The organism is uncultured Plantibacter sp. (assembly GCF_963518075.1).
GTDB lineage: Bacteria > Actinomycetota > Actinomycetes > Actinomycetales > Microbacteriaceae > Plantibacter > Plantibacter flavus_A.
Genome location: NZ_CAUQHZ010000001.1, coordinates 508,378 through 534,847, shown reverse-complemented (window position 1 = coordinate 534,847; position 26,470 = coordinate 508,378). Strand labels below are relative to the sequence as shown.

Sequence of the window (26,470 nt, the reverse complement as noted above, 5' to 3'; positions counted from 1 at the left end):
CGTGATGTTCTGGACCGCCGTCGTCCTCGTCGTGGCATTCGTCGCCATCCTCGTGTACTTCGTCGTGCGATCGGCTGAAATCGCCGGTCTGTAAGGGCGGCCCGCGGCGAGCCGCTCGGGCTCGATGCGACAACGGCCTCTTTCGCTGTCGCGGCCTTCGGATGCCTTCCCGGGGACGGCGTCGGTCACCGACCCTTGGGGAAGCCGGTCGGGCGCAGCTCGGGTGCCAGTTCCTCCCACTGCCAGGCGGGCTCAGTGTCCTGAGCCGCCTGACCGTCTCCGTTGAAGCCCACGGCTTCGCGGCGTAAGTCGCAGCATGCGGAGCATGGTCGAACATGTGGGCTACCGCGCACGCCTGACCGGCTGCAGGGATCGAGCGGCGAAAGACCAGCCCGACGCAGCCTGTGTCCGGGAGGCGTCCGCGTACGTATTGGAAGTGGCTCGGAAACGATCGCGGTCTGCGTCGGGGTCACGGAGTTCCTCGGGTCGATAAGCTCACCCCATGGGCGTTCTCGGCATCGGCGGGTTGTTCTTCCGCAGTCAAGACCCGTCGGCGCGTGCGGCCTGGTATCGCGAACATCTCGGCATCGAGGCCGGCGCGGAGGGCGAAGGAACGGTCTGGATGCAGGAGGCTGGCATGACCGTCTTCGCGCCTGTCGCGGGGACGAGCGAGTCGTTCGCGCACGACCAGCCGTTCATGCTCAACCTTCGCGTGAGCGACTTGGACGCCCTGACGGAGCATCTCGAGGGAGCCGGGATCGCCGTCGAGCGTCGAACCGAGTGGGAGACGGATTACGGCCGATTCGTCCGCATCCACGACCCTGAGGGCCTCCCGATCGAGCTCTGGGAGATCGTCGAATAGCCGTCTCGTCCACCTCGTCGCCCGCGAAGACGCGCCCATATCCTCGGCGACGAGCGCCTAGCTTCCGCTGACGACGCTCACAGCCTGGAGGCCGACCACCGACCGCGAGGACCGACGGTCTGCACGGGCCAGCCGGGACCGGCTCCGACGACCGTGCACGATCCGGCGAGGCGTGCCTCTCGGAGGCCCGCGTCCGGTCGCTGTCCAGACGCCACGAGGATGCTTCGAAGGCTCAGTCGTCGATCCGGCCGGTGGCGACGATCGTGGCGCGTCCGAGGATGTGCGATGACATGTTGAATCCGAGGAACGCCGGGGTGCTGTCGGCAGGGATGCCGATGTCATCCGTGTCCAGTGCGTGGACGGTGATGAAGTAGCGGTGCTCACCGTGCCCCGCGGGCGGAGCGGCTCCGATGAACTGCGCGGTGCCTGCGTCGTTCGACAGCTGGAACGAGCCTGCCGGCAGCAGGTCGCCCGCCGCGGTGCCGGCGCCCTCGGGCAGCGACGTGACGTCGGCGGGGAGGTTCGCGACCGCCCAATGCCAGAAGCCGGACCCGGTCGGGGCGTCAGGGTCGTACACCGTGACGGCGTAGCCCTTGGTCTCGGACGGCGCGCCCGACCAGCTCAGCTGCGGTGAGACGTCTTCGCCCCCGGGCACGCCGAACGCGCCTGAATACTGCGGCTCGGCGAACGCCTCGCCGTCGGAGACCGTTTCGCTGGTCACCGTGAACTGGGGGACCTCGGGGAGGCGGTCAAAGGGGTCGTTCGGCATGACGGTTCCTCTCGGTTGGCGCAGGAATGCGTTCAGCATAGGCGGTCAATCGGCGAGGACCCGCCGCAGTGCGTCGTAGGCGGGCGTCGGCTCGCCGTCGTCGAACAGGAGGTCGTGGCCCTGTCGCAGGTCGCCGTCGTCGTCGATGAACCAGTCGTAGGCGTCGTCCACGCCCCAGCTCGTGTACGACACGCAGGCGTCCGAGCCGAGGCACGCCGCGAGGACGGTGGCGTACTGCTCCGCCTGCACGTCCTCACCCTCGTCGTCGGGGACGTCGTTCTCGGAGATGCGGACGATCAGACCCGCATCGGCGAAGGTGTCGAACGTGGTCGCGAGATCGTCCGCCGACAGCGCGTCGGTGTCGAGGTCGTAGACGTGGGCCTGGAGGCCGACGCCGTCGATGTGTCCACCCCGCTCGTTCGTGTCCAGCGCGAGCTGGAGCAGGGCGTCCTGGCGGGGACCCGGCACGTCGGCTCCGTTCTCGTTGATGAACTGCCTGACATCCGGGTCTGCATCGTGCACGGCCTGCGAGACGATCACCGGGTAGCTCGGCCCGAAGACGCGGTACCAGACGTTCTCCTGGAGCTGGGTGCCCTGCTCGACGTCGAACGGTTCGTTGACGACGTCGAGCGAATCGAGCCGGCCACGGAAGTGGGTGACGACGGTGTGCACGTAGTCCAGCAGAGTCCCGGCGCTGGTCTGGCGCTCCGGCTCGGTGTCGGCGGGCAGGTCGCGCATCCAGCCGGGCATCGCCTCGCTGAAGGCGATCGTGTGGCCGTGCACGGTGATCCCCTTGCTCGCTGCGAGGTCGAGCAGGGCGTCGGCCTCCTCGAAGTGGTACTCGTCTTGCCTGGGGGAGAGCGCTTGTGGCTTCATGGCGTTCTCCGGGGTGATCAGACCGACGTTCCCCACGAGGTTCGCCGCGTACGCGGCGTCCGAGACGAGCGGGCCGAGCGCCGCCGCCGCACCGATGAGGAAGTCGGGCCGCGCGCTGGAGGCGAGCGCCTGCAGCCCCTCCGGGGAGGGTTCCGCATCGTCCGCGACGGGACCTGCGGCGGCAAGTGAGGCACCGGCCGGTGCCGTGGCGGTCATGGAACCGACCGTGAAGGATCCCTCTTCGCTCGACACCCCCAGCCAGAGTTCGCCCGAGTCGAAGACGTCGCCGAGGGGGAGCGAGGACAGCGTCTCGCCGTCGCTCGCGATCTCGAGTCGGTCGCCGGAACGGTGCACGGAGAGCTCCGCCTCGGGGTCGGTGACCGTCACGTGCTTGTCTTCCGCCGGCGCAGGGTCGGTCACGTCCTCCGGTGTGGACCCGTCGAAGACCGCGATCCGGAGACCGTCGCCGTCGAGGGTGAGCGTGAGACCGGCAGGCTGGATCAGGAACTCGTCGGCGATGACGGGTGGGCGGGCGAGGACGGCCAACGTCGCATCCCCGGTCACGTCCGTGAGCGACGTCCTGAGGATGAAGTCGTCCGGGGCCTCGAGGTGCACGCCCGCGAGATCGACCGGCGGGTTCGGCTGGCCTCCACCGCCGTCCTGTTCGACGATGGTCCGTCCCGTCGCCGTCACCCGCAGCTCATCACCGTCTGCGACGACGCCTGGTACGTGCTGCCAATCGTGCTCCAGGAGATCGACGACCGTCTCCCGCCCGGACGGCGAGCCGGTCGGCGTGCACCCGACCAGTCCGAGAACGAGGGCGACCGCCGCTCCGCTCGCGATGATCCGTCTCCTGGCGATCGACATGTGAGGAGCGTACGGGACGGCGGGGGTGCGTGCCGCCTACCGTCCGCTCAAGAGGCTCACGGCTTGGAGGCCGACGACCACCGCGTTCACGGGCACGGCGATGACGAGTACGCAGATCGCCCCGACGGCGGCGATGATCGAGTGACGAGGGGTCCGCTTGTGGACCCTCGCCTGCAGGATGAGCGTGACGATCGGCGGAGCGATCGCGATCACGGCGCCGAGGATGAAGCCACCGAGCATGCCGCCGCCGCTCAGCCGGTCCTCGGGCGGCCCGAACTCGCCCTGCAGGGCGAACGAGAGTTGGACGAACCAGCTCACGATCAGCAGCGCGAACAGGAGGAGCGTGATGCCGATCCCGGCCGCTCGCCCGCTGACCGGACCCTCCAGCTCCGCGGACTCGGCACCCGGATCCGGATGCGCCGGCGGTTGGACCGATTGGCGCAGGCCACCATCCGTGTTCGGTTCGTCGGTCACCGTGTGTCCTTCATCGATCGATCGGATGCCGGCGGAGCGTCGTGATCCTCCGGCGGGTTCGGTATGCGGGCGGCATGGATCACGATCGTGACACCCACCGCGAACTGCACCAGCGCCACGATGACGGAGAACCACTCGCCCGGTGAGCCGGACCAGTCCGACAGTTTGAGGCCGACCTGCATGAGCCCGAGCGCGGCCAAAACCCATCCGCAGACGATCTGGAACGTCCGGTTCCGAGTATTTCGAGCTCCCGCCATGGATGGAGCCTAGACGGGACCGCGGGTTCCGTCCTGATTCACGCCGTGAGCGCCGCCCGCACCTGCGCGGCGAGCAGCGGGACCGTCTCCTCCTGGAACCAGGGGTTCTTGCTGCGCCAGCCGCGCGCGAGCGGCGACGGGTGCACGATCGGGAAGAAGGGCAGGTGGGTCTCCGCGGCACGGACGTTCTCCGTCAGGGTGCGACCGGCCCGCGGTCCGAGGTAGGCGCGCTGGGCGTAGGCGCCGATGAGGATCGTCAAGCGCACCTCCGTCAGCCGCTCGAGCAGGGGCGGATGCCAGCGCGGTGCGAAGTCCCGGCGAGGCGGCAGGTCGCCGCTCGTCCCCTTGCCCGGGAAGTAGAAGTCCATCGGGATGATCGCGACGTTCGCCGGGTCGTAGAACTCCTCGGGCGTCACACCCATCCATGAGCGGAGGAGGACGCCGCTCGGGTCGTTCCACGGGATGCCCGACTCCTGCGCCAGGCGACCAGGCGCTTGACTGATGATGAGGACCCGTGCCTCTGGGGAGGCGACGAAGAGCGGTTCCCAGCCGAGTTCGCGGGCCCAGGCGTTCGACTCGTGCGCGGCGACCTCGGCTCGGAGTCGATCGATCGGATGCATCCCTGCAGTCTCCCACCCGCCGCCCAATACAGTGAGGGGATGGACGACGACCAGCGGCGACGGCGCCTCATCCCCGAGCCGGTGGACCGGTTCGCGACCGGCGAGGAGTACCCCGAGTACCGGGTCGACCTCGAGCGCATCCGGTTCTCCCCGTACTTCGCGCGGTTGTCCGCCGTGACGCAGGTCGTCTCGCCCTCCGGTATCGGCCAGGTCGTCCACAACCGGCTCACGCACTCGATCAAAGTGACCGCGGTCGCCCGCGCCATCGCCATGCAGCTCACCACGACCGATCCCGAGCAGAACGCCATCGTCGAGCGGCTCGGCGGTTGCGACCCGGTCGTCGTGCAGGCAGCAGCCTCAGCCCACGACCTCGGCCACCCGCCGTTCGGCCACCTCGGCGAGCAGGTCCTCGACCGCCTGGCCCGAGAGCGACTCGGCCTCGCGGAAGGCTTCGAGGGCAATGCGCAGTCGTTCCGCATCCTCTCCGCGCTCGACGTGTGCGAGACGGTGAAGGAGGGCCTCAACCTCACGGCGGCCTCCCGCGCCGCCGTGCTCAAGTACCCCTGGGGCCGCACCATCCACCGTCCCGACCTCGACCCCACCGACCCGACGAGGATGCCGCGCGGGTCCACCGCAAGCCGCTGGGAGACCGCGCCGCCGAAGTTCTCCGCGTACACCCTCGATCTCGACGACATGCTCGACGCCCGCAGTGCGTTCACCGCGATCGCCCCCTGGCAGCAGACCGTCGAGTGCTCCGTGATGGACGTCGCCGACGACATCGCCTACTCCCTGCACGACCTCGACGACTTCTACCGGGCCGGCGTCCTGCAGCAGGCGGCGGTGGCGGTCGAGTTCCGCACCTTCCTCCGCGACCAGCACACCCTCGCCGCGCTCGACGCCGAGGAACTCTGGAACCGCGCACCCGGCCACTCGCTCGAACTGTTGCGCCGGCGGATCGTCTCGCGCGACCCGTGGATCGCCAGCGACGAGCACTTCCGGGCGTCGGTCCAGCGGGTCGCGACCGAGCTCGTCGAAGGACTCCTCGCGGTCCCCTTCGACGGTTCCAGCCGCACCGAGCGCGCCATCGAATCCTTCGTGTCGTCCTGGATCGGCCGCCTCCAGCGTTCCGTCCTCGTCGTGGAGGAGCCGAACGTGCGATCGGGTCATGTGTCACTCCTGCCCGAGGCGTGGCACGACGTCACCGTGTTGAAGTTCGTCCACACCCGGTTCGTCATCGACCGCCCGGACTTCGCCACCTATCAGCGCGGCCAGTCGCGGGTGCTCGACGTGCTCGTCACCGAACTGGACAGCTGGCTCGACGACCCGCGCGACGGCCCGCGCGCGCCGCAGAAACTACTCGACTTCGTCGAACTCGCCACGGACGGCTACTTCCGCCTGCGAGCGGACAACCCCGACTGGCTCCCGGCCGACCCCGAGTCCGACGACGGTCGTCCGCAGAGCGACCCGCGCGCACTGGGCCGCCTCGGTCGGGCGCGCGGCATCCTCGACTACGTCGCCTCGCTGACGGACGAACAGGCGACGGCGCTCGCGGCCAGACTGCGCGGCGATCGCGAAGCCTGGGCCTTCGGGAGCTGATCCACACTGTCGTTGAGGACCTCGACGACGGGTGGCGGCGCATTTCGGATAGTTCTGAGCGCCAGAATGCTAGACCGTCTAGCGTTATTCCTGGCGCCGGGAATCTCCTCGGACCACGACTGAACGGATGGCGCGACCATGGGCAACCTCCTCTACGGAACCCCTCCGACCCCGCACGAGATCGAAGACCGACTGCTCGCTCACCTGCAGACGGTCATCTTCACGAAGTTCCGCCGCAACGAGAGCTTCGCGTTCCACCTCGATGCCGTGCCCGGCCGCGGTACCGGACGCCAGTCGCTCTGGCTGAACCCGATGATCCCCCTCCAGTTCTCCTTCTACGGCAGCCGTGCCCCTGAACTCAACCGGGAATGGCTGGCCGCGCTCCTCGAGCAGGCCAACAGTGCCAAGGGCATGCGGGTCGTTCCGGAGCCCGCTGCCAGCGGCGTGAAGCGCGTCGAGTCGGCGGCCTAGGTCCGAGGGTCCGCTCCGGCGGATCGATCAACGCCACGACGAGCTCCGGCCGTCGGGCATCTGCGAAACACCAGTTGGGGGTGGGACCGTGACGACCTGGTCTTCCAGTGCGCCCGACTTCCTCGCCCTCGATGACGCGCGCACCACGGGCCGACTGCTCGACCGGACCGACATCGTCTTCGAGACCTCGCACGTCAGCGCCGAGGCGGGCGGCGGTCTGTCGCTCAGTCGCTCGGCGATCGCCCTGGACGTCGACGGCGACACCGTCCGTGTCCTCACCCGGCACGTCGTCGCGTGGTCGCTTCGCGCCGAGGGTGGACTCATCGTCGTGACCGTGTGGTCCGAACGTCCGACCGCCGTCCACGAGACGACGGTGCTCCCCCGCTTCGCCCACATGACGTCGTCGGCGATGACCGACGTCCTCGGCGCGGAGCACGGCTTCCTGCAAGGGACCGCCTGACATCGAGTGGACTGCTCCGCGTCCGGACGCCCCGTCAAGGGTGACAGTTCAGGATCGTCGTGAGATTCTATGAACGATGAGCGAACACACGGGACCCGTCGAGCGGTCCGAGGTCGCAGGTCGCGACGTCGATGAGGCCCGCGAGCTGTTCGCCGGTGCCTACAACGCCGGCTCGATGGTCATCGAGCCCACGGCATCCGACTTCACCTTTCGATACACCGCCATCGGCGACGACGAGCTGACCCTGCGCGGCACCCAGTTCGACGGCCACGTCACGGGCACGGTCCTGACGCAGGGCGAGTACATCGTCTCGTGGTTGACCGGCGGCAGTGGCGCCACCGATCTCGCCGGTGATCCGGTACGACTCGTGCACGGGCAGCCGGCGATGTTCGCGAACAACCGGCTCGCTGAGTTCGACTTCACGGACTACCGGCAGAACCTGATGCACTTCGACGGGACGTTCCTCGAGCGGGTGGCCGGCGAGGTGGAGGGCACGAGCGGCCCGATCCTCTTCGACACGACGGCCCGCCCGTCCGGAGAACAGCTCCGTCGTTGGGCCGCCTCGGTGACGTCCGTCGCCCGGGTCATCTACGACGACGCGAGTCCAGCGCTCCTGCGGTCCGAGGCGAACCGCGCGGCAGCGGTCGCGCTCTTGGAGACCTTCCCGCACACGGCGCTCCATGCGCCGGTCGAGATCGGGGTACCGAGCGGCGGGAAGACCCGCGCGGCCGTCGAGTTCATGATCGCCAACGCGCATCTCCCGATTCGAACGGAGGACGTGGCCGAAGCGGTCGGCATGAGCCAGCGCAGTCTCCAGAGCGCCTTCCGTAAGGAGCACGACATCACCGCGATCGACTACCTCAGGCGTGTCCGGCTCGATCGGGTGCAGGAGGAACTTCGTCAGGCCGACCCGGGGCGGGCCACGGTCGCCGAGATCGCCAACCGATGGGGCTTCGCCCATCTGGGGCGCTTCTCCGCCTCGTACACCAACCGCTTCGGTGAGTACCCGAGCACGACGCTCGGCTCATAGCCGTCGAGGACGGTCGGGTCAGAACTCGCCGAACTCACCGTATTCGTCGAGACCGGAGAGACTCTCCGTCTCGAGCGTCGGGACGATCTCCAATGCCCGGTTCGCGAAGGACTCCACGCTGACGTGCAGGCCGGGGCTGACGAGGACGTCGAGGTTCCGGTCGGAGGCGAGCGGGACGCGGACGAAACGACCGCCGACCTGGACGGCGGACTCGATCTCGGACATGAGCGCAGGAATGTCGACACCCGGTTCGATGTCGTAGGTGGCACGCCCGATGGCGATGCTGTACTGCATGACCATCACCTCCGAGCTCGGGTTGTTGATGCCAGCGTAGGGAACGGTCCTGAGGATGACGGTGGGTTGACCAAGGCGGCGACTCATGCAGGGGGTGTCGCCTCAGTCCTCCTCCCGCGCGGCGAAACTGCGCAGCACGGATGCGACGAATGCGAGCTCCGCGTCACCCGTGGCGACGCTGTTCATGAACGCCTCCGCTGCATCCACGTCGAAACCGTGGCTGAGCCGGATGCCGTTCACGCCGAGGAACACCCACGCAGACGCCCAAGCCGTGCGCTTGTTTCCGTCGACGAGAGCAGGATTGCGAGCGATGGAGTGCAGTAGGGCTGCCGCTTTCAGGAAGATGTCCGGGTAGGCGTCGAGTCCGAAAACGGTGCTCTGCGGCCGGGCGACTGCAGCGTCGAGAAGTCCGAAATCGCGGACGGCAGGCTGGTGGCCGAGTGCGGCGGCGCTGGCCGTGAGGACATCCTCGCGGTCAAGGAAGTACGCGGTCACGCGAGGCGCGCATTGAGCTCGGCGGAGGTCGCTGCGACCTCCTGCGCGAGTTGGGCGATCATCCGCTTCCGGTCGTTCGCCGCAGCCAATGCGGCATCGTGGACGAACATTTTCAGGGAGGTCTCCGTGCCTGAGGCGGATGCGCGGAGCTGCTCGAGTTCCGCGTCGGTGAAGGTCACGTTGAGTGCCGGCATGGATCGATGATAGCTCGTCGGTACCTGAACAGGTACCTGCTACCGTGCGCGGTCGACGCGGGTCTCCTCCCAGACGGGCTCGTCGGAGGCCTGCACCCGGCCGTCGGAGCCGAAGACGAGGAAGCGGTCGAAGCCGCGCGCGAACCAGCGGTCGTGGGTGACCGCGATCACGGTGCCCTCGAAACCCGCAAGACCCTGCTCGAGCGCCTCCGCCGAGACGAGGTCGAGGTTGTCGGTGGGCTCGTCGAGGAGCAGCAGCGTGGCACCGGAGAGTTCGAGCAGGAGGATCTGCAGGCGTGCCTGCTGTCCGCCCGAGAGCGACTCGAACGACTGCTCGGCCGCACCCGCCAGCCCGTAGCGGTCGAGCACGCGGCTGGCGGCCTCGCGGGGGAGACCCGATCGGTGCTCGTCGCCGCGGTGCAGGATGTCGAGCAAGGTCCGGCCGACGAGTTCCGGGTGCCGGTGCGACTGTGCGAACCACCCCGGCTGCACGCGCGCGCCGAGCTTGGCGTCGCCGTCGTGCTCGACGGGGACGAGCGCGTCGCCCGCTGCGGCGAGATGCCCAGCGCCCGGATCGGGATCCGTCCCACCACCGGCGAGCAGCCGGAGGAAGTGCGACTTGCCAGAACCGTTCGAACCGAGGACGCCGATGCGCTCCCCGAACCAGATCTCCGCGTCGAACGGCTGCATGAGGCCGGTCAGTTCCAGCCCGGTGCAGACGATCGCGCGACGGCCCGTGCGTGCGCCGCGGAGGCGCATCGTGACCTGCTGGTCCTTCGGCCGCTCCTCAGGCGGACCGGCCTCCTCGAACTTGGCGAGTCGGGTCTGCGCGGCGCGGTAGCGGGAGGCCATGGAGTCGTTGAACTTGGCCTGCTCGCGCAGACGAAGCACGAGTGCGCGCAGCTTCACGCGGTCCTCGTCCCAGCGCCGGCGGAGTTCGTCGAGTCGGTCGAGGCGGGCGTCGCGGGCCTCGTGGTAGCTGCGGAAGCTGGAGCCGTGGGTCCACGTCGTGCTGCCGGCCGCGCCGACCTCGAGGGTGATGATGCGGGTCGCCGCCTGTGCCAGGAGCTCGCGGTCGTGCGACACGAGGAGGACCGTCTTCCGGGTCTCGGCGAGCATCCCCTCGAGCCAGCGCTTCGTCGGGACGTCGAGGGAGTTGTCGGGCTCGTCGAGGAGGAGGACCTGCTCGGGGCCGCGGAACAGGGCCTCCAGGACGAGCCGCTTCTGCTCGCCACCGGACAGGGTTCCGAGCGTCCGCCATTGCGCGCGATCGTAGGGCACCCCGAGCGCCGCCTCGCAGCAGCTGTCCCAGAGCACCTCCTGGTCGTACCCGCCGGCGTCGGCGTACTCGGCGAGCGTCGTCGCGTAGGCCATCTGGGTCGCCTCGACGTCGTCCTCCATGAGGGCCAGCTCGGCGCGGTCGACCGCCTCGGCCGCCGCACGGACCCGCGGAGGTGCGACCTGGACGAGCAGGTCGCGGACCGTCCGATCGTCGTCTCCGCGACCGACGAACTGGTCCATCACGCCGAGGCCGCCGTCGATGGAGACCACCCCGGCGTCGGGCTGGAGCTCGCCGCGGATGATCCGCAGGAGCGTCGTCTTGCCCGCACCGTTCGCTCCGATGAGCGCGGCGATCGCCCCTTCGCCGACGCGGAACGAGACCTCGTCCAGCAGGGTCCGTCCGTCGCTCAGCGTGTAGCTGAGGTCACTGACGTCGATGTAGCCCATGGTGCGCACTCCCCAGGGAGCCGGTCGCTCCCGAACGGGCCCACGCTGGTTCGCGCCGGGCCGCCCACCGCCTGGCGAGCCGACCAGTCTAGCCGCGCCGGTCCGGACGCGCGCAACGCGCGCTCACCGAGTGCACCCGTTCCGCTCACTGAGCTTGTCGAAGTGTCCACAGGGTGCCCTTCGACAGGCTCAGGGGCCGAGGGAGGGCTGACCAGGGGCCGCGGGTGGCAGGCGGCTCAGGCGAGCGATGCGGCGATGTCGCGGATCCACGTGCGCACCGACGCGTCGTGCTCGTCGAACCAGTCGCCTTCGTAGCCGCGCGGAACGCCCTCCACCACCATGACGAGGGCGAGGTACAGCGACCACAGGCGTGCGCGGGTCCGGGCGTCCTCGTCGGGGAGGAGTTCGCGGCCGGCTATCTCACGGTAGGCGCGGAGGAGTTCCGTGTCGGCGGCGACCGTCTCCGGCACGTCGGTGAAGAGCGCCAGGGAGACGAGGTCGGCGGTCGGGTCGGCCCAGTGCGCGCGTTCGTGGTCGATGACGCCGGTCAGTTGGGCGGCCTCCGCCCCATGCTCGGGCATGACGAGGAGGTTGCCCTCCCAGAGGTCGAAGTGGACCAGTGTCGGCTCCGTCACGCTGTCGAAGGCCGGAAGTGCGGTGTCGACCAGGCGTCGGATCTCGTCCGCCGCGACCGGGAGGTCGACGTCGAACCGCAGGGCGTCGGCGAGGACGGCCTCCACGACGAGTCGGTAGGCGTCGGCGGCGCTCGCCGCCTGGAGCTCCGGGCGTACGGGGTAGCCGAACCGCCTCCCCTCGGCGAGTCCGGTCGACGGATCCGTGGACGCAGCCTCCGCCGGGATGTCGACGTCGCCTGGTTCCACGTGGAACGGCGTGCGACCCGCCTCGTGCAGGCGGGCGAGCGTGCGGCCGAGGACGTCGCGGGCGAGGGGGACGGTCTCGGTGCTGTTCGCCGGTCGGCCGGTGAGCTCGGTCATCACGAGCGCATTGCGTCCGTCGAGCATCGCCTCGAAGACGATCTCCGGCTGCGGCACCTCCGCACGCCCGAGGATGCGCAGCGCGAGCGCCTCGGTCGCCATGAGTGAGCGCTCGTAGGTGAGCCCGTCGGCGTCGGCGGGGGACAGCTTGACGATGACGCGCTCGCCGCCGTCGAGTTCGACCGCTGCGACCTCGTTCGCCGTGCCCGCGCCGAGCATCGTGATGGTCGGGCTGCCGGGCTGCATCGCCGGTCGCTCGGCCGCCCAGTGCTCGGCGACCGCGATCATGGTGTCACTGGGGCGAGGGGTTCGGCTCATCCGCCCACGGTAGCGCGCCCCGCGCCCTTCGCCCTCCGCTGGCCTGCTCGCCGAGCGCCCCTACCGCGGTCACCGAGCTTGTCGAGGTGCGCAGCCCAGAGCGTCCACAACTCCTGCTGGAGTCGCGCGCGGATCACGCGGGGTGCGGGATCTCCTGGCGGGCGGCGTCGGCGGGCTCATCCTGCAGGAGTCGTGGACGACGGCGGGCGCGTTTCGCGGCGCTCGACGCGCCGATGATGACGATCAGCCCGAGCAGAGTGATGGCCGCACCGGCCCAGATCGGCGAGGTGTAGCCGAGACCCGCGGTGATCGTGACGCCACCGAGCCAGGCGCCGACCGCGTTGCCGAGGTTGAACGCGGCGATGTTCGCGCCCGAGGCGAGCGTGGGAGCAGCCGACGCGTACCGCATCACTCGCATCTGCAGGCCGGGCACGGTCGCGAATCCGAAGCCGCCCATGAGGACGAGGGCGATCACCGTGGCGACGGGCGACTGAGCGGTCGCGGCGAAGGCGACCAGGATCACGGTCAGCACCGCGATGACGACGATGAGCGTCCGGTCGATGTTCCGGTCTGCCGCCTTGCCGCCCACGATGTTGCCGACCAGGAGTCCGACGCCGAAGAGGATGAGCAGCCACGGCACCGTGGTCGAGGCGAAGCCGCTGACCTCCGTGAGTGTGTACGCGATGTAGGTGAACGCGCCGAACATGCCGCCGTAGCCGAGGACCGTCACAGCGATCGAGAGCCAGACCTGGCCGGAGCGGAACGCGCGCAGCTCGGCGAGGAGCGATGCCGGGGCTTCGTCGTGCTTCGGCTTCGGCACGAGGGTCAGGATGCCGATGAAGGCGATGACCCCGATCACCGTGATGGCCCAGAAGGTCGAGCGCCAGCCGAAGTGCTGGCCGAGCAGTGTGCCGAAGGGGACACCGAGCACGTTCGCCGCGGTGAGGCCGGTGAACATGATCGCGATCGCGCCGGCCTGTTTGTGCGCGGGGACCATCGCCGCGGCCAGCACCGAGCCGATACCGAAGAACGCTCCGTGGCTGAGTGCGGCGAGGATGCGGCCGGCGAGCATGACCTGGTAGTCGCCGGCGAGTGCGGAGACGAGGTTGCCGGCGATGAAGAGCACCATCAGGGCCAGCAGGACGGGCTTCTTGGGCAGCCGGGTGACCGCCGCGGTGAGGGCGAGTGCCCCGACGACGACGGCCAGGGCGTAGCCGGAGATGAGCCAGCCGGCTGCCGCCTCCGAGACGCTGAAGTCGGCCGCCACCTCGGGCAGCAGCCCCATGATGACGAACTCGGTGAGGCCGATGCCGAAGCCGCCGAGGGCGAGGGCGATGAGACCGAGTGGCATGACGATTCCTGCAATTCCTGGGGGTCGTGGGGGAGTGCTGGTGGCCGGAGGGCGGGACGCGTACGCTGATAGTTGCAGACGCGTGATAGATATCGTTGCACGCGCTAGGTAATAGCGCAAGCAACTATGTGCGTCTGCAATCAATTGATCGATGTTCGAACCGAGGAGTCCCGATGGGCATCGCCGACGACGCTGTTGAGATCCGCGCGCAGGGGTGGCGGACGCTCGCCGCCCTGTACGGATCGATCGAGTCCGATCTGGAACGTGCGCTGCAGGCCGAGGCCCGGCTCTCGGTGGTCGAGTACACCGTGCTCGACGCCCTGGGGCGCCAGGACGGCTGGCACATGCGCATGCAGCAGCTCGCCCGCGCGACGGCCCTGTCGCCGAGCGCCACCACCCGACTCGTCAACCGCCTCGAGGATCGCGCGCTCCTCACCCGTGTGCTGTGCGCCGACGACCGCCGCGGGGTCTACACCGAGCTCACGGCGGCCGGCAAGGCGCTGCTCGAGGAGGCCCGACCGGTGCACGACCGCGCCTTGGAGGAGTCGCTCACCACCGCGGAGTCGCTCCCGGAACTCGCGCCGCTCGTGGAAGCGATCCACCGGCTGGAACCCGTCCCGTCCACCGTCTGATCGACCGGACCGTTCTCAGGAGAACTCCGGCGCGTCGCCCGGGGAGCAGGGCGGCGTGCCGGAGGAGGCCTGAAACAAGGACGTCCGTGTCGCAGAACGGTGCACGCGCGTCGGCGGGTGATGCCAAGCTGAGTCGTCCGACCCGAGGGAGCACGATGAGCACCGCAGCACCGAACACCCGTGTCACCGCGCTCGTCGCACCAGGGTCCCGCAGGGTGCTCGGCGCCTATCTCGGCGCCGCACTCATCTGGGGTGCCAGCTTCCTCTTCATGAAGACGGGCCTCACCGGACTCGCTCCGACGCAGGTCGCACTGTCCCGCGTGGTGCTCGGCGCCGTCACGCTCTGCATCATCATGCTCGTCACCCGACGCCGCTGGCCGCGGGAGCGTCGGCTCTGGGCGCACCTCGCCGTCGTCTCCGTCTTCCTCTGCGTCGCCCCGTTCCTCCTGTTCTCCTGGGCGGGACAGTTCCTGCCGTCCGGCCTGTCGAGCATCCTCAACGCGACCACGCCGATCATGACGCTCGCCGTCGGCGCGGTGTTCCTCCCGAAGGAGCGGCTGAACGGCCTGCAGGTGTTCGGTATCTTCGTCGGAGCCCTCGGCGTCGCGATCGTCGTCGGTCCCTGGCGCGTCCTGGCCGACCCGGCGATCCTCGAGTCCATCCCGGCTCAGCTCGCCTGCCTCGGCGCGACCCTCTGCTACGGCATCGCCTTCGTCTACCTCCGGAAGTTCGTCCTCGGCACCCACGGCTACGACGCGGTGGTCATCTCGGCCGTGGAGATCTCGCTCGCCGCCGTCATCATGCTCGTGCTCTCGCCGTTCATCGCGATGCAGCCGGTGTCGCTCGACGTCCCGGTCGTCCTCAGCATGCTCGCCCTGGGAGCACTCGGTACCGGCGTCGCCTACATCTGGATGACGACGATCGTCGACTCCTGGGGTCCGACGGCGGCGTCCACCGTCACCTACCTCACACCCCTCGTCGGTGTCGTCCTCGGCATCCTCGTGCTCGGTGAGGTCCTGCACTGGAACGAGCCGGTGGGCGGCGTGATCGTCGTGCTCGGCATCCTCGTGAGCCAGGGCCGTCTCCGGCTCCGGCGGCGCACGCCCCCACTCTCGGCATAGGGTGGCTGGACGGCCGCGCGCTGACGGTCACGGCCCTTCCCACGGAACGAGGTTTCACATGCGCATCGCATCCGGGCAGTTCTCCGCCGGAACGGACATCGACGAGAACCTCGCCAGCGTGGTCGCCCTGCTCGGTGAGGCCGCAGCGGGCGGCGCCGAACTGCTCGTGCTGCCGGAGATGAGCAGCTACGCCACCTCGGAGCCGCCGAGCGCGCTCGCCGCGATCGCCCAGCCACTCGACGGCCCCTTCATCACGGGCGTCGCCGCCGCAGCCGCAGCGCGCTCCCTCCCGACGGTCGTCGGCACCATCGAGGAGAACCCCGGTGGGTTGCCTTACAACACGCTCGTGGTGATCGACGCCGAGGGCAACATCACCGCGACGTACCGGAAGGTGCACCTCTACGACGCCTTCGGGTACGCGGAGAGCGACGGCATCTCGGCCGGCGAGCTCACCGAACCGTTCGTCCTCGAGCTCGGCGACCTCCGCATCGGGGCCTTCACCTGCTACGACCTCCGCTTCCCGGAGAGCGCGCGGCGCCTCATCGACGCCGGCGCCAACGTCATCCTGCTGCCCGCGATGTGGATCGTCGGCCCGGGCAAGGAGGACGCCTGGACCACCCTCGTCCGCGCCCGGGCCATCGAGAACACCGCCTACGTCGTGAGCGCCAACCAGACCGGCCCGCTCGCCACCGGCAACTCGATCATCGTCGACCCCGCCGGCGTCGTCATCGCCGCCGCCGGCGAGGCACCGGGCGTGGTCTTCGCCGAGCTCGATCCGGCGCGGCTCGACACCGTGCGGGCGCGGGTGCCCTCGCTCGCCAACCGCCGGTTCACCGTGGTCCCGCGGACCGCCGAATGAGCGTGGGCGAACGCGTGGGCGACCCGGTCGGTCTCTCGGAGGTCGTCTCCATCACGCGCGACCTCATCCGGATCGACACCTCGAACTACGGCGGCGGGCGTGCCGTCGGCGAGTCCCGCGCGGCGGACCTCGTCGAACGCCTGCTAGGTGAGGTCGGGATCGTGTGCGAGCGCTTCGAGGCAGAGCCCGGCAGGACGAACCTCGTCGCGCGATGGCCGGGTCGTGACCGCACGCTGCCCGGTCTGCTGCTGCACGGGCACCTCGACGTCGTCCCGGTCGACGCGGCCGCGTGGACGGTCGACCCGTTCGGCGGCGAGATCGCCGACGGCATGCTGTGGGGCCGCGGCGCCGTCGACATGAAGAACATGGTGGCGATGATCGTCGCGTCGGTCCGGCGCATGGTGACGGCGGGGGAGCAGCCCGAGCGCGACGTCGTCCTGGCGTTCTTCGCCGATGAGGAGGCCGGGTGCGTCCTCGGCTCGCAGTGGATGGTGGAGCACCACCCGGAGCAGTTCGCCGGCGTCCGCGACGCGATCAGCGAGGGCGGCGGGTACAGCGTCACCCTCGGCGAACGGGCCGACACCCGCGCGTACCTGCTCAACACCGGTGAGAAGGGCGTGCTCTGGTTGCGCCTGACCGCCCACGGTGCCGCCGGTCACGCCTCGCTCGCGAGCCAGGATTCGGCGATCGTGAAGCTCGCCGCCGCCGTCGGCCGGATCGGCGCGCTCGACTGGCCGGTGTCGTTCACCGAGACCACGACGCACCTGTTCCAGCGACTGCGCGAACTGACCGGAGCGTCCTCCGAGCTGTCGCCGTTCGAACTCGCCGCGCTCGTCGGTCCCAGCGCATCGCGGCTGCGCGCCGGCCTGCAGAACGTGGCGAACGTCACCATGATCACCGGCGGGTACAAGGAGAACGTGATCCCCGAGTCCGCGACCGCGACGGTCGACGCCCGGTTCCTGCCCGGCCAACGGGACGAGGTCATCGCGCGCATCCGGGAGGCGGCGGGCGAGGGGGTCGACGTCGAGGTCCAGCTGGAGCTCATCGCGATGGAGTCGCCGAACGACGGTGAGCTCGTCTCGGTGATCGAAGCGGTCATCGAGCGGCACGATCCCGGTGCGACCGTGCTCCCGCACCTCATCCCCGGCGGCACCGACGCGAAGGCGCTCAGCCGACTCGGCATCACGGGGTACGGGTTCATCCCGCTGAGGTTGCCGGCGGACTTCGACTTCCCCGGGATGTTCCACGGTGTCGACGAACGTGTGCCGCTCGATGCGCTCGACTTCGGCTGCGCGGTGCTCACGGACGTCATCCGCTCGGTCTGACGGGCAGAGGACCGGGGGCCGACCGGTGTTCGGGTTCGCCGATCGGCCACCCGGAGACGGGTGGCACGGTGTTCTGGCGAGCTCGGGGTCCGGGAGTCTCGGCGGTACTAGCGTGCGGGTGGTGCAGGCGGCACGGGCGTCGGTGCCGTCGCGAACGGGCCGGAGAGCCTCGCCCACTGCAGCAGCATGATGGTCTTCGCGTCGATGATGTCGTCGCCGATGCGCGCGATCGCGTCGTCGATGTCGAGTTCGAGGAGCTCGATCTCCTCGCCCTCCTCGGCGAGCCCGCCCCAATCGCCGCGACGCGCAGCGGGGTCGTACTCGGCAGCATAGAAGTGCAGGCGTTCGGTCACGGAGCCGGGGCTCATGAAGGCGTCGAACACGTGCTGGACGGCCTCGACCGCGAACCCGGTCTCCTCGCGGGCCTCGCGGGCGACCGCTGTCTCGGGATCGTCGTCGTCGAGCAGGCCTGCGGCGGTCTCGATGAGCTCGCCGGTCGGGTGTCCGTTGACGTAGGCCGGGTAGCGGAACTGCTTGGTGAGCAGTACTTTCCGGGACTCGCCGTGGTAGAGCAGGATCGTCGCGCCGTTACCGCGGTCGTAGGTCTCGCGCTGCTGCGTCGACCAGGCGCCCGAGCGGTCCTGGACCCGCAGGGTCGTCCGGCGGAGGACGTGCCAGGCGGCGGCGACCAGTTCCACGTCGGTCACCTGGACGCGCGGGTTGCCGGTGAGGTCGAGGCCGGTCCGGTGCAGACCGGTGCGCCCGCGGGCGTCGGGGAGGTCTGCTCCGGGTTGCGGCTCCCGGACCGTCGTGGAATCGGCCATCCATCGAGTGTACGACCGCCTGCGAACGGCATACGAGCGGGCCGTCCCGGGCGGCGCCGCCCGGGAGAGCCCTGCTGCGCGACTCGCCCGATCGTGAATGGCGACCGGTCTTCGGTTTTCGCGGGTTCTGCAACATACTGGTGGGAGCACCGGTCGCGGTCCACGGAGGACCCCCGTCGAAAGGCACTCGATGACGAGCAGCAGTCCCGCCAATAGCAGCCCCGTCGCCAGCGGAGGCACCACGGCATCGGCGCGGTCGGTCGCCTGGGTCGTGACCACCCAGGACGCCCCCTGGCAGGAGCAGGAGCCCCTCGGGTTCGGACGACTCGCGGGGATGCCGAACGTCATGGTCGACGTGACGAACCCGCAGCAGACCGTCGACGGCATCGGCGGGTGTTTCAACGAACTCGGCTGGACCGCGCTCGGGCTCCTGTCCGAGGAGGACCGAGAGGGCATCCTGTCCGACCTCTTCACGCCGGGCGCGGGGCTCAACCTCTCGCTCTGCCGCATGCCCGTCGGTGCCAACGACTTCTCCACCGACTGGTACTCCTACGACGAGGTCGACGGGGACTTCGACCTCGAGCACTTCAGCATCGACCATGATCGCGCGACGCTCGTCCCCTTCATCCAGGCGGCGCAGCGGTACCAGGGCGACCTGCGCCTCTGGGCGTCGCCGTGGAGCCCGCCCACCTGGATGAAGACGAACGGGCACTACGCGGCCGCGCGACCCTGGGCGGAGTCAGGCGTCGACAACGGCATCCGTGACGACCAGCTGGGCTCCGAGGGGACCGATCTCTTCATCCTCGAGGACCGCTACCTCGAGACCTACGCCCGGTACTTCGCCCGCTTCGTCGAGGCCTACGGCGAGGAGGGCATCCGGGTCGAGATGGTCATGCCGCAGAACGAGTTCAACTCGGCGCAGGTGTTCCCGAGCTGTGTGTGGACGGCCGAGGGGCTCGCTCGGTTCATCGCCGTCCTCGGGCCGGAGATGGACCGTCTCGGAGTGCGGGTCTTCCTCGGCACGCAGGAGCGGCCGCACGACGCGCAGATCGAGACCGTGCTCCGGGATCCGGCGGCCGGTCCCTGGGTCGCCGGAGTCGGATTCCAATGGGCCGGCAAGGGCGCGATCGCCGCGGTGCATCACGCCCACCCGGACCTCGCGCTCTACCAGACCGAGCAGGAGTGCGGCGACGGCCGGAACGACTGGCGCTTCGTGCGGCACACCTGGGGACTCATGCGCCACTTCTTCACGCACGGCGCGCAGGCCTACACGTACTGGAACCTCGCGCTCACCGAGGGAGGGGTCAGCCGCTGGGGCTGGGCGCAGAACTCGCTCGTCGTCGTGGATCCCGAGACCCGGGCCTTCCGCTACACGCACGAGTACTTCCTCATGCGGCACCTGGGGCACTTCCTGCAGCCGGGAGCGCAGCGGCTCGCAACGATGAGCTGGACCGGGCACGAGAACCTGCTCGCCTTCCGCAACCCGGACGGCGGCGTCGTGCTCGTGATGCAGAACGACCTCGGCGAGCCGCTCCCCGTCCAGATCGTGGTGGGCGACGACGTCATCACGCCGACCCTGCCGGCCGACTCCTTCGTGACGCTCGTGATCCCGCCCGCCTGACCGTCGGTGCCGGAGCCACCCCTTGTGGGCGGTCGCCTCTGCGGCCTAGCCTCTCGCGTACCGGCACCGGCGACGGAGGACACATGGGCAGGCTCATCTATTCGGCGATCAGCTCGCTCGACGGCTACCTCGCCGACGAGGAGGGCCGCTTCGACTGGAGCGCCCCGGATGCCGAGGTGCACGCCTTCGTGAACGAGCTCTCCCGGCCGATCGGCACCTACCTGTTCGGCCGGCGCATGTACGAGATCATGACGTTCTGGGAGACGGCGGACGAGCTGCCGGACGAGCCTCGCGAGATCGCCGACTTCGCGGCTCTGTGGCTCGCGGCCGACAAGGTCGTGTACTCCACGTCGCTCGATGCGGTCTCGACGGCACGGACCACGCTCGAGCGATCGTTCGACCCGGAGGCCGTTCGCCGGTGGAAGGCGGAATCGGACCGCGACCTCAGCGTCGGCGGCCCGCACCTCGCAGCCGAGGCGATGGCAGCGGGGCTCGTCGACGAGGTGCAGCTGTTCCTCTCACCGGTGATCGTCGGTGGCGGCTTGCGTGCGCTGCCGGCCAACCTCCGGCGACGCCTGGAACTCGTCGACGAGCGTCGCTTCGAGGCCGGCGTCGTCCACCTCCGCTACACCGTCACCGGCGAGCCCGTCTGAGTCGGCAGCGCGGCCAGCTCGTCTCGCGCACAACTCCTGCTCCTCTGAGGCGGTGATCCCCGCCCGTGCGCACAACTCCTGCTTGGAGCCGCGCGGCTCACCCGACACGCCGGGGCGTGCGGCGACGCGGCGTGATCAGCAGGAGTTGCGCACGGGCGGGGATCGGCGCCGAGCGTCCAGCAGGAGTTACGGACAGGTCAGACGGCCTCGAGGATGATCGCGGAGCCCTGGCCGCCACCACCGCAGATACCGGCGGCGCCGATCGAACCGGGGCCGACGGCGGCGAGACGACGGGCGAGGTGGCCGACGACCCGCGTACCGGAAGCGCCGATCGGGTGACCGAGGGCGATCGCGCCGCCGTTCGCGTTCACGATCGCGGGATCCACGCCGAGCTCGTTCGTGGAGTGGACCGACACGGCGGCGAACGCCTCGTTGATCTCGACCGCTGCGAGGTCGCCCGTCGTGCGGGAGGTCTTCGCGAGGGCTGCGACGATCGCGTTCGATGGCTGGGCGTGCAGGCTGACGTCGGGTCCGGCGACGAGCGCGTGCGCGACGACGCGTGCGATCGGGGTGAGTCCCCGGGCCGCAGCGGCTTCCTCGCTCATGAGCACGACCGCGGCCGCTCCGTCGGTGATCTGGGAGGAGTTGCCCGCGGTGATCGTCCCCTCGCCGCCGAACGCGGGACGCAGCCCGGCCAGCGACTCGGCCGTGGTGTCGGCGCGGAGTCCGTCGTCGGCGCTCACGACGGTCGGACCCTTGCGACCAGGCACGGAGAAGGGTTCGATCTCCTCGGCCTGGACGTCCGCAGCTGCTGCGAGCCGCTGGTGCGACCCGGCCGCCCAGGCGTCCTGCTCCGGGCGTGCGATGCCGAGCGGGCCGTTGCGCTCCTCGGTGGACGAACCCATCGACCGGTGCTCGAACGCATCGGTCAGGCCGTCGTGGTCGAGGGTGTCGACGAGCTCGATGGCGCCGTAGCGCTTGCCGGCGCGCGAGCCCGACCAGGCGTGCGGGGCGAGGCTCATCGACTCCTGGCCGAGCGCGACGACGACGTCGACCTCGCCGGCGTCGATGAGACGCGTGCCGGTGACGATCGCCTCCATGCCGGAGAGGCACACGGCGTTGACGGTGATGGCGGGGACGGTGAAGGGGATGTCGGCCCCGACGGCGGACTGCCGGGCGGGGTTCTGGCCGGCGGCGCCCTGCAACACCTGGCCGGCGATGACCTGCTGGACGTCGGCGGCGTCGACCCCCGCCCGCGACAGGGCCGCGCGGATGGCGTGGGCGCCGAGCTCGGTGGCGGGTACGGACGCGAACGCCCCGTTGAACTTCACGAACGGGGTGCGGGCGTACCCGACGATGACGGTGCTCATGCGTGTGCCTCCTGAGGCGTGGCGGGTGCTGTCGGCACCTCGCCGGTGGTGGTGGGGTCGAGTTCGACGGAGAACTCCGCGCCCGTCAGGGTGCGAAGTTCGGCGACGCTCGTGTCGGGCGCGAAGGCCCGCAGGACGAGCGCCCCCTCGACGATATCGAAGACGGCGCGGTCGCTGATGATGCGGTCGACGACACCGACGCCGGTGAGTGGGAGATCGCACTGCTCGACGATCTTCGGGCTGCCGTCCTTCGCAACGTGCTCGGTGACGACCACCACCCGCGGCGTCCCGGCGACGAGGTCCATCGCGCCGCCCATGCCCTTGACGAGTTTGCCCGGGATCGTCCAGTTCGCGAGGTCGCCCGCACCCGAGACCTGGAGCGCACCGAGGATGGCCAGCTGCACGTGGCCGCCGCGGATCATGCCGAACGAGGTCGCCGAGTCGAAGTAGCTCCCGCCCTCGAGGAGCGTGACCGTCTGCTTCCCGGCGTTGATGAGGTCGGCGTCCTCCTCGCCCTCGATCGGGAACGGACCCATGCCGAGCAGGCCGTTCTCGCTCTGGAGCGTGACGTGGACCCCCGGCGGGACGTGGTTCGCGACGAGCGTCGGGATGCCGATGCCGAGGTTCACGTACTCGCCGTCGCGGAGTTCGGTCGCCGCGATCGCGGCCATGTCGTCTCTCGTCCACATGATGATCAGGCTCCTGCCGGTGTCGTGGTGGCGGCCGCCGGGCGGACGGTGCGCTGTTCGATGTCCTTCACCCGCGGCGTCGCCGTGACGAGCCGCTGGACGAAGATGCCGGGGGTGACGACGCTGTTCGGGTCGAGGTAGCCGTCCTCGACGACCTCCTCGGCCTCGGCGATCGTCAGCCGGCCGGCGGTCGCGACGATCGGGTTGAAGTTCCGCGCGGTGTGCCGGAAGACGAGGTTGCCCTCGCGATCGGCGCGGAACGCGTGGACGAGGGCCACGTCGGCGACGATGCCGCGCTCGAGGACGTAGGTCTCCCCGTCGAACACCTCCGTCGGCTTGCCCTCGGCGACCGGGGTGCCGACGCCGGTCTTCGTGTAGAACCCGGCGATACCGGCGCCGCCCGCGCGCAGCCGCTCGGCGAGCGTGCCCTGCGGGGTGAACTCGACCTCGAGCTCGCCGTCGAGGAACTGCTTGGCGAAGAGCTTGTTCTCGCCCACGTACGACGCGACGACCTTCCGCACCTGACGGTTCTCGAGGAGGATGCCGAGGCCTTTGCCGTCGACGCCCATGTTGTTGGAGACGATCGTGAGGTCGGTGGCACCCGTGTCCCGCAAAGCCTCGATGAGGTCGGTCGGGTTGCCGCTCAGGCCGAACCCGCCGACCGCGATGGTCGCTCCGTCCCGGACGACCTCGTGCAGCGCCTCGGCGGCGCTCGACCAGTGTTTCGTCATGTCACTCCCTTGTGGATGGCGGGCCGACTTGACCACATGGTGGTTCCAGCCGATCGTCTCTCCAGTAGTCAGTCACAGCCGTCCTGCGGTGTCAAAGGTGGCATCGGGCCCGATCCCGGATTCGCTCATGACGTGGTCCCGGCTGCGGCGTAGGCTCACCATGTGGACAAGGTGATGGTGCGACGTGGCTGAGGGGATGCGCGGCGCCCAGGTCGTCTCGCGCGTGAGTCGGATCCTCAAGATCGTGTCGGAGCATCCCGGCGGGGCGTCGTCTTCGGCGGTGGCCGCGGCCGCCGGGCTCACACGACCGACGGCGCACCGCCTGCTCGCCTCGCTCGCTGCCGAGGGCTTCCTCGACCACGACGTCCGCGCCGCCCGGTGGCACCTCGGTCCGGAGCTGTTCCTCCTCGGATCGCTCGCGGCGGAGCGGTACGACGTCGCGGAGCTCGCCCGGGAGAGCGTGCGGATCCTCGCGCACGAGAGCGGCGAAAGCGCCTTCCTGTCGGTGCGCCGTGGCTTCGAGACCGTGTGTCTGTTGCGCGAGGAGGGGAGTTTCCCAGTGCGGTCGTTCGTCCTGACGGAGGGGGTCCGCTTCCCGCTGGGGGTCGCGTCGGCAGGACTGGCGATCCTCGCGTTCTCCAGCGACGGGGAGATCGACGACTACCTGGGTCGCGCCGACCTCGACGAGCGGTGGGGCGAGGCCCACACCGCTGATCGCGTGCGCGAGCGGATCCGCGAGACGCGCGAGCGCGGGTACGCGGTGAACCCGGCGCTCATCCTCGAAGGCAGCTGGGGCATGGGTGCGGCGGTCTTCGATGCGGCGGGGAAGCCCGCCTGGGCGCTCAGTCTCACCGGGATCGAGTCCCGGTTCCGGCCTGAGCGCCAGGCGTTCCTCGGTGGCCTGCTGCTGGAGCAGGCGCACGAGCTGTCGAAGCGCCTCCGCTGAGGCGGGCGGTCGGTCCCTGCGCCGAGCCGCACTTCGACAGGCTCAGTGACCGGCGGTCCGGTCCCTGAGCCTGTCGAAGGGCGAGTACTACTCCGAGACGGCGGACAGCTCCTCGAACTCGTCGTCGGTGAGCTCGATCGTCGCGCCCTGCAGGTTGTCCTCGAGGTGCTCGATGCTCGACGTCCCCGGGATCGGGAGCATGACGGGCGAGCGCTTGAGCAGCCAGGCCAGCGCGAGCTGCGACGGGGTCGCGTCGTGTCGCTCGGCGAGCTGTGTGAGCGGGCCGTCCTCCTTGCTGAGGGCGCCGGTCGCCAGCGGGAACCACGGGATGAAGGCGACGCCGTGCTCGGTCGACCAGTCGAGGAGGTCCTCCGAGGAGCGGTCGGTGAGGTTGTAGAGGTTCTGCACCGACGCGATCGGAGCGATCTGCTGGGCCGCCTCGACCTCGGCGACGCTGACCTGGCTGAGGCCGATGTGTCGGATCTTGCCCTCGTCCTGCAGCTTGCGCAGTTCGCCGATCTGGTCCTCGAACGGCACGGTCGGGTCGATCCGGTGCAACTGCAGGAGGTCGATGCGGTCGACGGCGAGACGACGGAGGCCGAGCTCGACCTGCTGGCGGAGGTAGGCGGGCACGCCGGTTGGCGTCCACTCGCCGGGACCCTGTCGCGTCTGTCCGACCTTCGTCGCGATCACGATGTCGTCGTAGGGGTGCAGCGCTTCGCGGAGGAGGGTGTCGGTGACGTCTGGGCCGTAGGCGTCGGCGCTGTCGAAGAAGTTCACGCCGAGCTCGGCGGCGCGCTTGATCAGGCGGATGGCGCCGTCGCGGTCGTCGGGCTCGCCCCAGACACCCTCGCCGGTCAGCTGCATCGTGCCGTAGCCGAGTCGGTTGACGGTGAGGTCGCCGCCGAGCGAGAAGGTGCCGGCGGCGGTTGCGGGGCGTGTGGTGGTGTCGGTCATGCGGGTGCTCCTTCGGAGGAATGCGGAAAGTCCAGCCAAGCACCGGCGGCTGGGAGGCGCACCCCCCTTGCGTTCGGTCCCCGAGCCTGTCGAAGGGGCCGGCCGGTGTTACTCAGGGACCGGCGGGTGTTACTCAGGGACCGCCCTTCGACAGGCTCAGGGACCGGGGATGGGTCAGGCCGCAGCGGCCTCGAGGGCGGCGCGGAAGGCGACGATCGCCGGGCGGGTGACGCCGGCCTCGCGCGCTGAGGTGAAGATGGTGCGTCGCGGGAGGTCGGGCAGGTCGACGAGGCGACAGCTGGCCGGCTGGCCCGCCCACTGGAGGTCGGGGATGAGGGCGACCGCGTTGCCGGACTCGATCAACCGGATCTGCGCCTGCAGGTCGGCGGTCTGGTAACGGACGTCGGGCTCGAACCCCGCGCGGCGGCACAACTGCTCGGCGAAGTGGCGTGACGCCGCTCCGTGCGGCTCCATCACCCAGGGGAGGTCGGCCGCATCCTCGATGCGCAGCACCGGGTGGATCTCGTTCGCGACCGGCGGGCACGCGAGTCGGATCGGGTCGGTGGCGAGCTGACGGCGGTCGAGCCCGGGGTGCCGCGGGGCGGCGTGTGCGGGGTACTGCTCCGCGACGACGACGTCGAAGTCGCGCGCCCAGGTCTCGGCCAGGGCGGTCTCCGGCTCGTGTTGCACCATCTCCACGCGGACGTCCGGGTGGTCGCGCCGCATGGCGCTCAGGGCCGCCGGCATGAGCGCGAGCGCCGCCGACTGGAAGACCGCGACGCGGATGGTGCCCGACACGGTCGTGAGGGACGCCCCGAGGTCGGCCTCGGCGCGCTCGAGCGTGTCGAGGAGCGCGTCCGTGTGCCCCACGAGGATCTCGGCCTGTGGGGTGAGCTGCACCCGTCGACCGACCTTCCGCAGGAGCTCGACGCCGGTCTCCTGCTCGAGGACCGAAAGCTGTTGCGACACCGAAGAGGGGCTGAAGTTGAGGGCGGAGGCGACCTCGGCGATCGTCCCGCGGATCTTGAGTTCGCGCAGCAGGCGGAGCCGTCGGACGTCCAGCACGGTGCCCTCCAAAACCATCG

Annotated in this window: 29 protein-coding genes and 1 pseudogene; 12 read left to right on the top strand and 18 right to left on the bottom strand. The window is 69.9% G+C overall.

Going from position 1 to position 26,470, the window contains the following annotated elements; all coding sequences use genetic code 11:
• Positions 1-295: 295 nt before the first annotated feature.
• Positions 296-373: pseudogene (locus tag RWN05_RS18100) on the bottom strand (putative immunity protein); the annotation flags it as partial.
• 129 nt (positions 374-502) lie between these two features.
• Here RWN05_RS18100 and RWN05_RS02560 point away from each other — a divergent pair.
• Positions 503-862: a VOC family protein gene (locus RWN05_RS02560; RefSeq protein WP_079000446.1), complete on the top strand. Its 360-nt coding sequence runs from the start codon at positions 503-505 to the stop codon at positions 860-862.
• Positions 863-1,094: 232 nt separating this feature from the next.
• Here RWN05_RS02560 and RWN05_RS02555 read toward each other — a convergent pair whose 3' ends face one another.
• From RWN05_RS02555 to RWN05_RS02535, 5 genes are read right to left on the bottom strand one after another with little or no spacing between them, the layout of a single operon-like run.
• Complete coding sequence (locus tag RWN05_RS02555) at positions 1,095-1,631, bottom strand: YbhB/YbcL family Raf kinase inhibitor-like protein (RefSeq protein WP_079000448.1); 537 nt, start codon at positions 1,629-1,631, stop codon at positions 1,095-1,097.
• A gap of 45 nt (positions 1,632-1,676) precedes the next feature.
• On the bottom strand, positions 1,677-3,374 hold the full coding sequence (locus tag RWN05_RS02550; RefSeq protein WP_314138301.1) for an endo-1,4-beta-xylanase: 1,698 nt from the start codon (positions 3,372-3,374) through the stop codon (positions 1,677-1,679).
• Positions 3,375-3,410: 36 nt separating this feature from the next.
• Positions 3,411-3,848 (bottom strand): hypothetical protein, encoded by a 438-nt coding sequence (locus RWN05_RS02545; protein WP_079000452.1) that lies wholly within the window; start codon positions 3,846-3,848, stop codon positions 3,411-3,413.
• A complete protein-coding gene (locus RWN05_RS02540; protein ID WP_314138298.1) occupies positions 3,845-4,105 on the bottom strand; it encodes a hypothetical protein in 261 nt (86 codons plus the stop codon). The genes RWN05_RS02545 and RWN05_RS02540 overlap by 4 nt, the downstream gene beginning before the upstream one ends.
• A 38-nt stretch (positions 4,106-4,143) precedes the next feature.
• On the bottom strand, positions 4,144-4,725 hold the full coding sequence (locus RWN05_RS02535) for a uracil-DNA glycosylase family protein (protein ID WP_079000456.1): 582 nt from the start codon (positions 4,723-4,725) through the stop codon (positions 4,144-4,146).
• 39 nt (positions 4,726-4,764) lie between these two features.
• On the opposite strand from RWN05_RS02535, the gene RWN05_RS02530 reads away from it, so the two are divergent.
• The 4 genes from RWN05_RS02530 (at position 4,765) to RWN05_RS02515 (ending at position 8,282) form a co-directional block, all read left to right on the top strand.
• Entirely contained in the window at positions 4,765-6,321 is a 1,557-nt protein-coding gene (locus RWN05_RS02530) for a deoxyguanosinetriphosphate triphosphohydrolase family protein (RefSeq protein WP_079000458.1), read from the top strand.
• Positions 6,322-6,459: 138 nt separating this feature from the next.
• Entirely contained in the window at positions 6,460-6,792 is a 333-nt protein-coding gene (locus RWN05_RS02525; protein WP_064293971.1) for a hypothetical protein, read from the top strand.
• A gap of 88 nt (positions 6,793-6,880) precedes the next feature.
• Complete coding sequence (locus RWN05_RS02520) at positions 6,881-7,252, top strand: hypothetical protein (RefSeq protein ID WP_064293970.1); 372 nt, start codon at positions 6,881-6,883, stop codon at positions 7,250-7,252.
• Between the two features lie 76 nt (positions 7,253-7,328).
• Positions 7,329-8,282, top strand: a complete 954-nt coding sequence (locus RWN05_RS02515; protein WP_079000460.1) for a helix-turn-helix transcriptional regulator — start codon at positions 7,329-7,331, stop codon at positions 8,280-8,282.
• Between the two features lie 18 nt (positions 8,283-8,300).
• Here the strand turns inward: RWN05_RS02515 and RWN05_RS02510 are convergent, their stop codons facing one another.
• The 6 genes from RWN05_RS02510 to RWN05_RS02485 form a co-directional block, all read right to left on the bottom strand.
• Entirely contained in the window at positions 8,301-8,576 is a 276-nt protein-coding gene (locus RWN05_RS02510; RefSeq protein ID WP_314138291.1) for a hypothetical protein, read from the bottom strand.
• Between the two features lie 102 nt (positions 8,577-8,678).
• Positions 8,679-9,071, bottom strand: coding sequence for a Fic family protein (locus RWN05_RS02505; protein ID WP_314138289.1), 393 nt, complete (start codon positions 9,069-9,071; stop codon positions 8,679-8,681).
• Positions 9,068-9,265, bottom strand: coding sequence for an antitoxin Phd (locus RWN05_RS02500; RefSeq protein WP_314138287.1), 198 nt, complete (start codon positions 9,263-9,265; stop codon positions 9,068-9,070). Before RWN05_RS02500 ends, RWN05_RS02505 begins: the two co-directional genes overlap by 4 nt.
• A 39-nt stretch (positions 9,266-9,304) precedes the next feature.
• Positions 9,305-10,993 carry an ATP-binding cassette domain-containing protein gene (locus tag RWN05_RS02495; protein ID WP_314138286.1) on the bottom strand — a complete coding sequence of 563 codons (1,689 nt, stop codon included), beginning with the start codon at positions 10,991-10,993 and terminating at the stop codon, positions 9,305-9,307.
• A 236-nt stretch (positions 10,994-11,229) separates the two neighbouring features.
• The gene (locus RWN05_RS02490; protein ID WP_314138285.1) at positions 11,230-12,306 is read right to left on the bottom strand and encodes an aminoglycoside phosphotransferase family protein; all 1,077 of its coding nucleotides are present in this window, start codon (positions 12,304-12,306) and stop codon (positions 11,230-11,232) included.
• A gap of 133 nt (positions 12,307-12,439) precedes the next feature.
• Positions 12,440-13,657, bottom strand: a complete 1,218-nt coding sequence (locus RWN05_RS02485; protein ID WP_314138284.1) for an MFS transporter — start codon at positions 13,655-13,657, stop codon at positions 12,440-12,442.
• A 173-nt stretch (positions 13,658-13,830) separates the two neighbouring features.
• Between RWN05_RS02485 and RWN05_RS02480 the strand changes: the two genes are divergently transcribed.
• The 4 genes from RWN05_RS02480 (at position 13,831) to RWN05_RS02465 (ending at position 17,594) form a co-directional block, all read left to right on the top strand.
• Positions 13,831-14,289, top strand: a complete 459-nt coding sequence (locus tag RWN05_RS02480; RefSeq protein WP_071261925.1) for a MarR family winged helix-turn-helix transcriptional regulator — start codon at positions 13,831-13,833, stop codon at positions 14,287-14,289.
• A gap of 155 nt (positions 14,290-14,444) precedes the next feature.
• A complete protein-coding gene (locus RWN05_RS02475; protein WP_079000470.1) occupies positions 14,445-15,410 on the top strand; it encodes a DMT family transporter in 966 nt (321 codons plus the stop codon).
• A gap of 58 nt (positions 15,411-15,468) precedes the next feature.
• Positions 15,469-16,269 carry a carbon-nitrogen hydrolase family protein gene (locus RWN05_RS02470; protein WP_314138281.1) on the top strand — a complete coding sequence of 267 codons (801 nt, stop codon included), beginning with the start codon at positions 15,469-15,471 and terminating at the stop codon, positions 16,267-16,269.
• Entirely contained in the window at positions 16,266-17,594 is a 1,329-nt protein-coding gene (locus tag RWN05_RS02465) for a M20/M25/M40 family metallo-hydrolase (protein ID WP_314138279.1), read from the top strand. The genes RWN05_RS02470 and RWN05_RS02465 overlap by 4 nt, the downstream gene beginning before the upstream one ends.
• A 107-nt stretch (positions 17,595-17,701) precedes the next feature.
• Here RWN05_RS02465 and RWN05_RS02460 read toward each other — a convergent pair whose 3' ends face one another.
• Positions 17,702-18,418 carry an NUDIX domain-containing protein gene (locus RWN05_RS02460; RefSeq protein WP_314138278.1) on the bottom strand — a complete coding sequence of 239 codons (717 nt, stop codon included), beginning with the start codon at positions 18,416-18,418 and terminating at the stop codon, positions 17,702-17,704.
• A gap of 190 nt (positions 18,419-18,608) precedes the next feature.
• Between RWN05_RS02460 and RWN05_RS02455 the strand changes: the two genes are divergently transcribed.
• Together RWN05_RS02455 and RWN05_RS02450 are read left to right on the top strand one after the other, a co-directional pair.
• On the top strand, positions 18,609-20,039 hold the full coding sequence (locus tag RWN05_RS02455) for a glycoside hydrolase family 30 protein (RefSeq protein ID WP_314138276.1): 1,431 nt from the start codon (positions 18,609-18,611) through the stop codon (positions 20,037-20,039).
• A gap of 83 nt (positions 20,040-20,122) precedes the next feature.
• Positions 20,123-20,692 (top strand): dihydrofolate reductase family protein, encoded by a 570-nt coding sequence (locus tag RWN05_RS02450; protein ID WP_079000480.1) that lies wholly within the window; start codon positions 20,123-20,125, stop codon positions 20,690-20,692.
• A gap of 197 nt (positions 20,693-20,889) precedes the next feature.
• On the opposite strand, the gene RWN05_RS02445 is transcribed toward RWN05_RS02450, so the two are convergent.
• From RWN05_RS02445 to RWN05_RS02435, 3 genes are read right to left on the bottom strand one after another with little or no spacing between them, the layout of a single operon-like run.
• A complete protein-coding gene (locus RWN05_RS02445; RefSeq protein ID WP_314138274.1) occupies positions 20,890-22,062 on the bottom strand; it encodes an acetyl-CoA C-acyltransferase in 1,173 nt (390 codons plus the stop codon).
• Entirely contained in the window at positions 22,059-22,751 is a 693-nt protein-coding gene (locus RWN05_RS02440; protein ID WP_369808440.1) for a CoA transferase subunit B, read from the bottom strand. The genes RWN05_RS02445 and RWN05_RS02440 overlap by 4 nt, the downstream gene beginning before the upstream one ends.
• Before the next feature lie 5 nt (positions 22,752-22,756).
• Positions 22,757-23,482, bottom strand: a complete 726-nt coding sequence (locus tag RWN05_RS02435; protein ID WP_064293955.1) for a CoA transferase subunit A — start codon at positions 23,480-23,482, stop codon at positions 22,757-22,759.
• A 196-nt stretch (positions 23,483-23,678) separates the two neighbouring features.
• On the opposite strand from RWN05_RS02435, the gene RWN05_RS02430 reads away from it, so the two are divergent.
• Positions 23,679-24,428, top strand: a complete 750-nt coding sequence (locus RWN05_RS02430) for an IclR family transcriptional regulator (protein WP_175116651.1) — start codon at positions 23,679-23,681, stop codon at positions 24,426-24,428.
• Between the two features lie 87 nt (positions 24,429-24,515).
• On the opposite strand, the gene RWN05_RS02425 is transcribed toward RWN05_RS02430, so the two are convergent.
• Together RWN05_RS02425 and RWN05_RS02420 are read right to left on the bottom strand one after the other, a co-directional pair.
• Entirely contained in the window at positions 24,516-25,385 is an 870-nt protein-coding gene (locus RWN05_RS02425) for an aldo/keto reductase (protein WP_079000486.1), read from the bottom strand.
• A gap of 174 nt (positions 25,386-25,559) precedes the next feature.
• Positions 25,560-26,450 (bottom strand): LysR family transcriptional regulator, encoded by an 891-nt coding sequence (locus RWN05_RS02420; protein WP_121293249.1) that lies wholly within the window; start codon positions 26,448-26,450, stop codon positions 25,560-25,562.
• Positions 26,451-26,470: the final 20 nt, after the last annotated feature.

Coding starts and splice junctions, on each gene's coding strand:
- RWN05_RS02440 (WP_369808440.1), bottom strand. CDS start 22,751: ATGTGGACGAGAGACGACATGGCCGCGATCGCGGCGACCGAACTCCGC.
- RWN05_RS02560 (WP_079000446.1), top strand. CDS start 503: ATGGGCGTTCTCGGCATCGGCGGGTTGTTCTTCCGCAGTCAAGACCCG.
- RWN05_RS02445 (WP_314138274.1), bottom strand. CDS start 22,062: ATGAGCACCGTCATCGTCGGGTACGCCCGCACCCCGTTCGTGAAGTTC.
- RWN05_RS02555 (WP_079000448.1), bottom strand. CDS start 1,631: ATGCCGAACGACCCCTTTGACCGCCTCCCCGAGGTCCCCCAGTTCACG.
- RWN05_RS02480 (WP_071261925.1), top strand. CDS start 13,831: ATGGGCATCGCCGACGACGCTGTTGAGATCCGCGCGCAGGGGTGGCGG.
- RWN05_RS02470 (WP_314138281.1), top strand. CDS start 15,469: ATGCGCATCGCATCCGGGCAGTTCTCCGCCGGAACGGACATCGACGAG.
- RWN05_RS02450 (WP_079000480.1), top strand. CDS start 20,123: ATGGGCAGGCTCATCTATTCGGCGATCAGCTCGCTCGACGGCTACCTC.
- RWN05_RS02550 (WP_314138301.1), bottom strand. CDS start 3,374: ATGTCGATCGCCAGGAGACGGATCATCGCGAGCGGAGCGGCGGTCGCC.
- RWN05_RS02500 (WP_314138287.1), bottom strand. CDS start 9,265: ATGCCGGCACTCAACGTGACCTTCACCGACGCGGAACTCGAGCAGCTC.
- RWN05_RS02510 (WP_314138291.1), bottom strand. CDS start 8,576: ATGCAGTACAGCATCGCCATCGGGCGTGCCACCTACGACATCGAACCG.
- RWN05_RS02525 (WP_064293971.1), top strand. CDS start 6,460: ATGGGCAACCTCCTCTACGGAACCCCTCCGACCCCGCACGAGATCGAA.
- RWN05_RS02455 (WP_314138276.1), top strand. CDS start 18,609: ATGACGAGCAGCAGTCCCGCCAATAGCAGCCCCGTCGCCAGCGGAGGC.
- RWN05_RS02425 (WP_079000486.1), bottom strand. CDS start 25,385: ATGACCGACACCACCACACGCCCCGCAACCGCCGCCGGCACCTTCTCG.
- RWN05_RS02495 (WP_314138286.1), bottom strand. CDS start 10,993: ATGGGCTACATCGACGTCAGTGACCTCAGCTACACGCTGAGCGACGGA.
- RWN05_RS02460 (WP_314138278.1), bottom strand. CDS start 18,418: ATGGCCGATTCCACGACGGTCCGGGAGCCGCAACCCGGAGCAGACCTC.
- RWN05_RS02535 (WP_079000456.1), bottom strand. CDS start 4,725: ATGCATCCGATCGATCGACTCCGAGCCGAGGTCGCCGCGCACGAGTCG.
- RWN05_RS02530 (WP_079000458.1), top strand. CDS start 4,765: ATGGACGACGACCAGCGGCGACGGCGCCTCATCCCCGAGCCGGTGGAC.
- RWN05_RS02465 (WP_314138279.1), top strand. CDS start 16,266: ATGAGCGTGGGCGAACGCGTGGGCGACCCGGTCGGTCTCTCGGAGGTC.
- RWN05_RS02540 (WP_314138298.1), bottom strand. CDS start 4,105: ATGGCGGGAGCTCGAAATACTCGGAACCGGACGTTCCAGATCGTCTGC.
- RWN05_RS02515 (WP_079000460.1), top strand. CDS start 7,329: ATGAGCGAACACACGGGACCCGTCGAGCGGTCCGAGGTCGCAGGTCGC.
- RWN05_RS02475 (WP_079000470.1), top strand. CDS start 14,445: ATGAGCACCGCAGCACCGAACACCCGTGTCACCGCGCTCGTCGCACCA.
- RWN05_RS02490 (WP_314138285.1), bottom strand. CDS start 12,306: ATGAGCCGAACCCCTCGCCCCAGTGACACCATGATCGCGGTCGCCGAG.
- RWN05_RS02435 (WP_064293955.1), bottom strand. CDS start 23,482: ATGACGAAACACTGGTCGAGCGCCGCCGAGGCGCTGCACGAGGTCGTC.
- RWN05_RS02430 (WP_175116651.1), top strand. CDS start 23,679: ATGCGCGGCGCCCAGGTCGTCTCGCGCGTGAGTCGGATCCTCAAGATC.
- RWN05_RS02485 (WP_314138284.1), bottom strand. CDS start 13,657: ATGCCACTCGGTCTCATCGCCCTCGCCCTCGGCGGCTTCGGCATCGGC.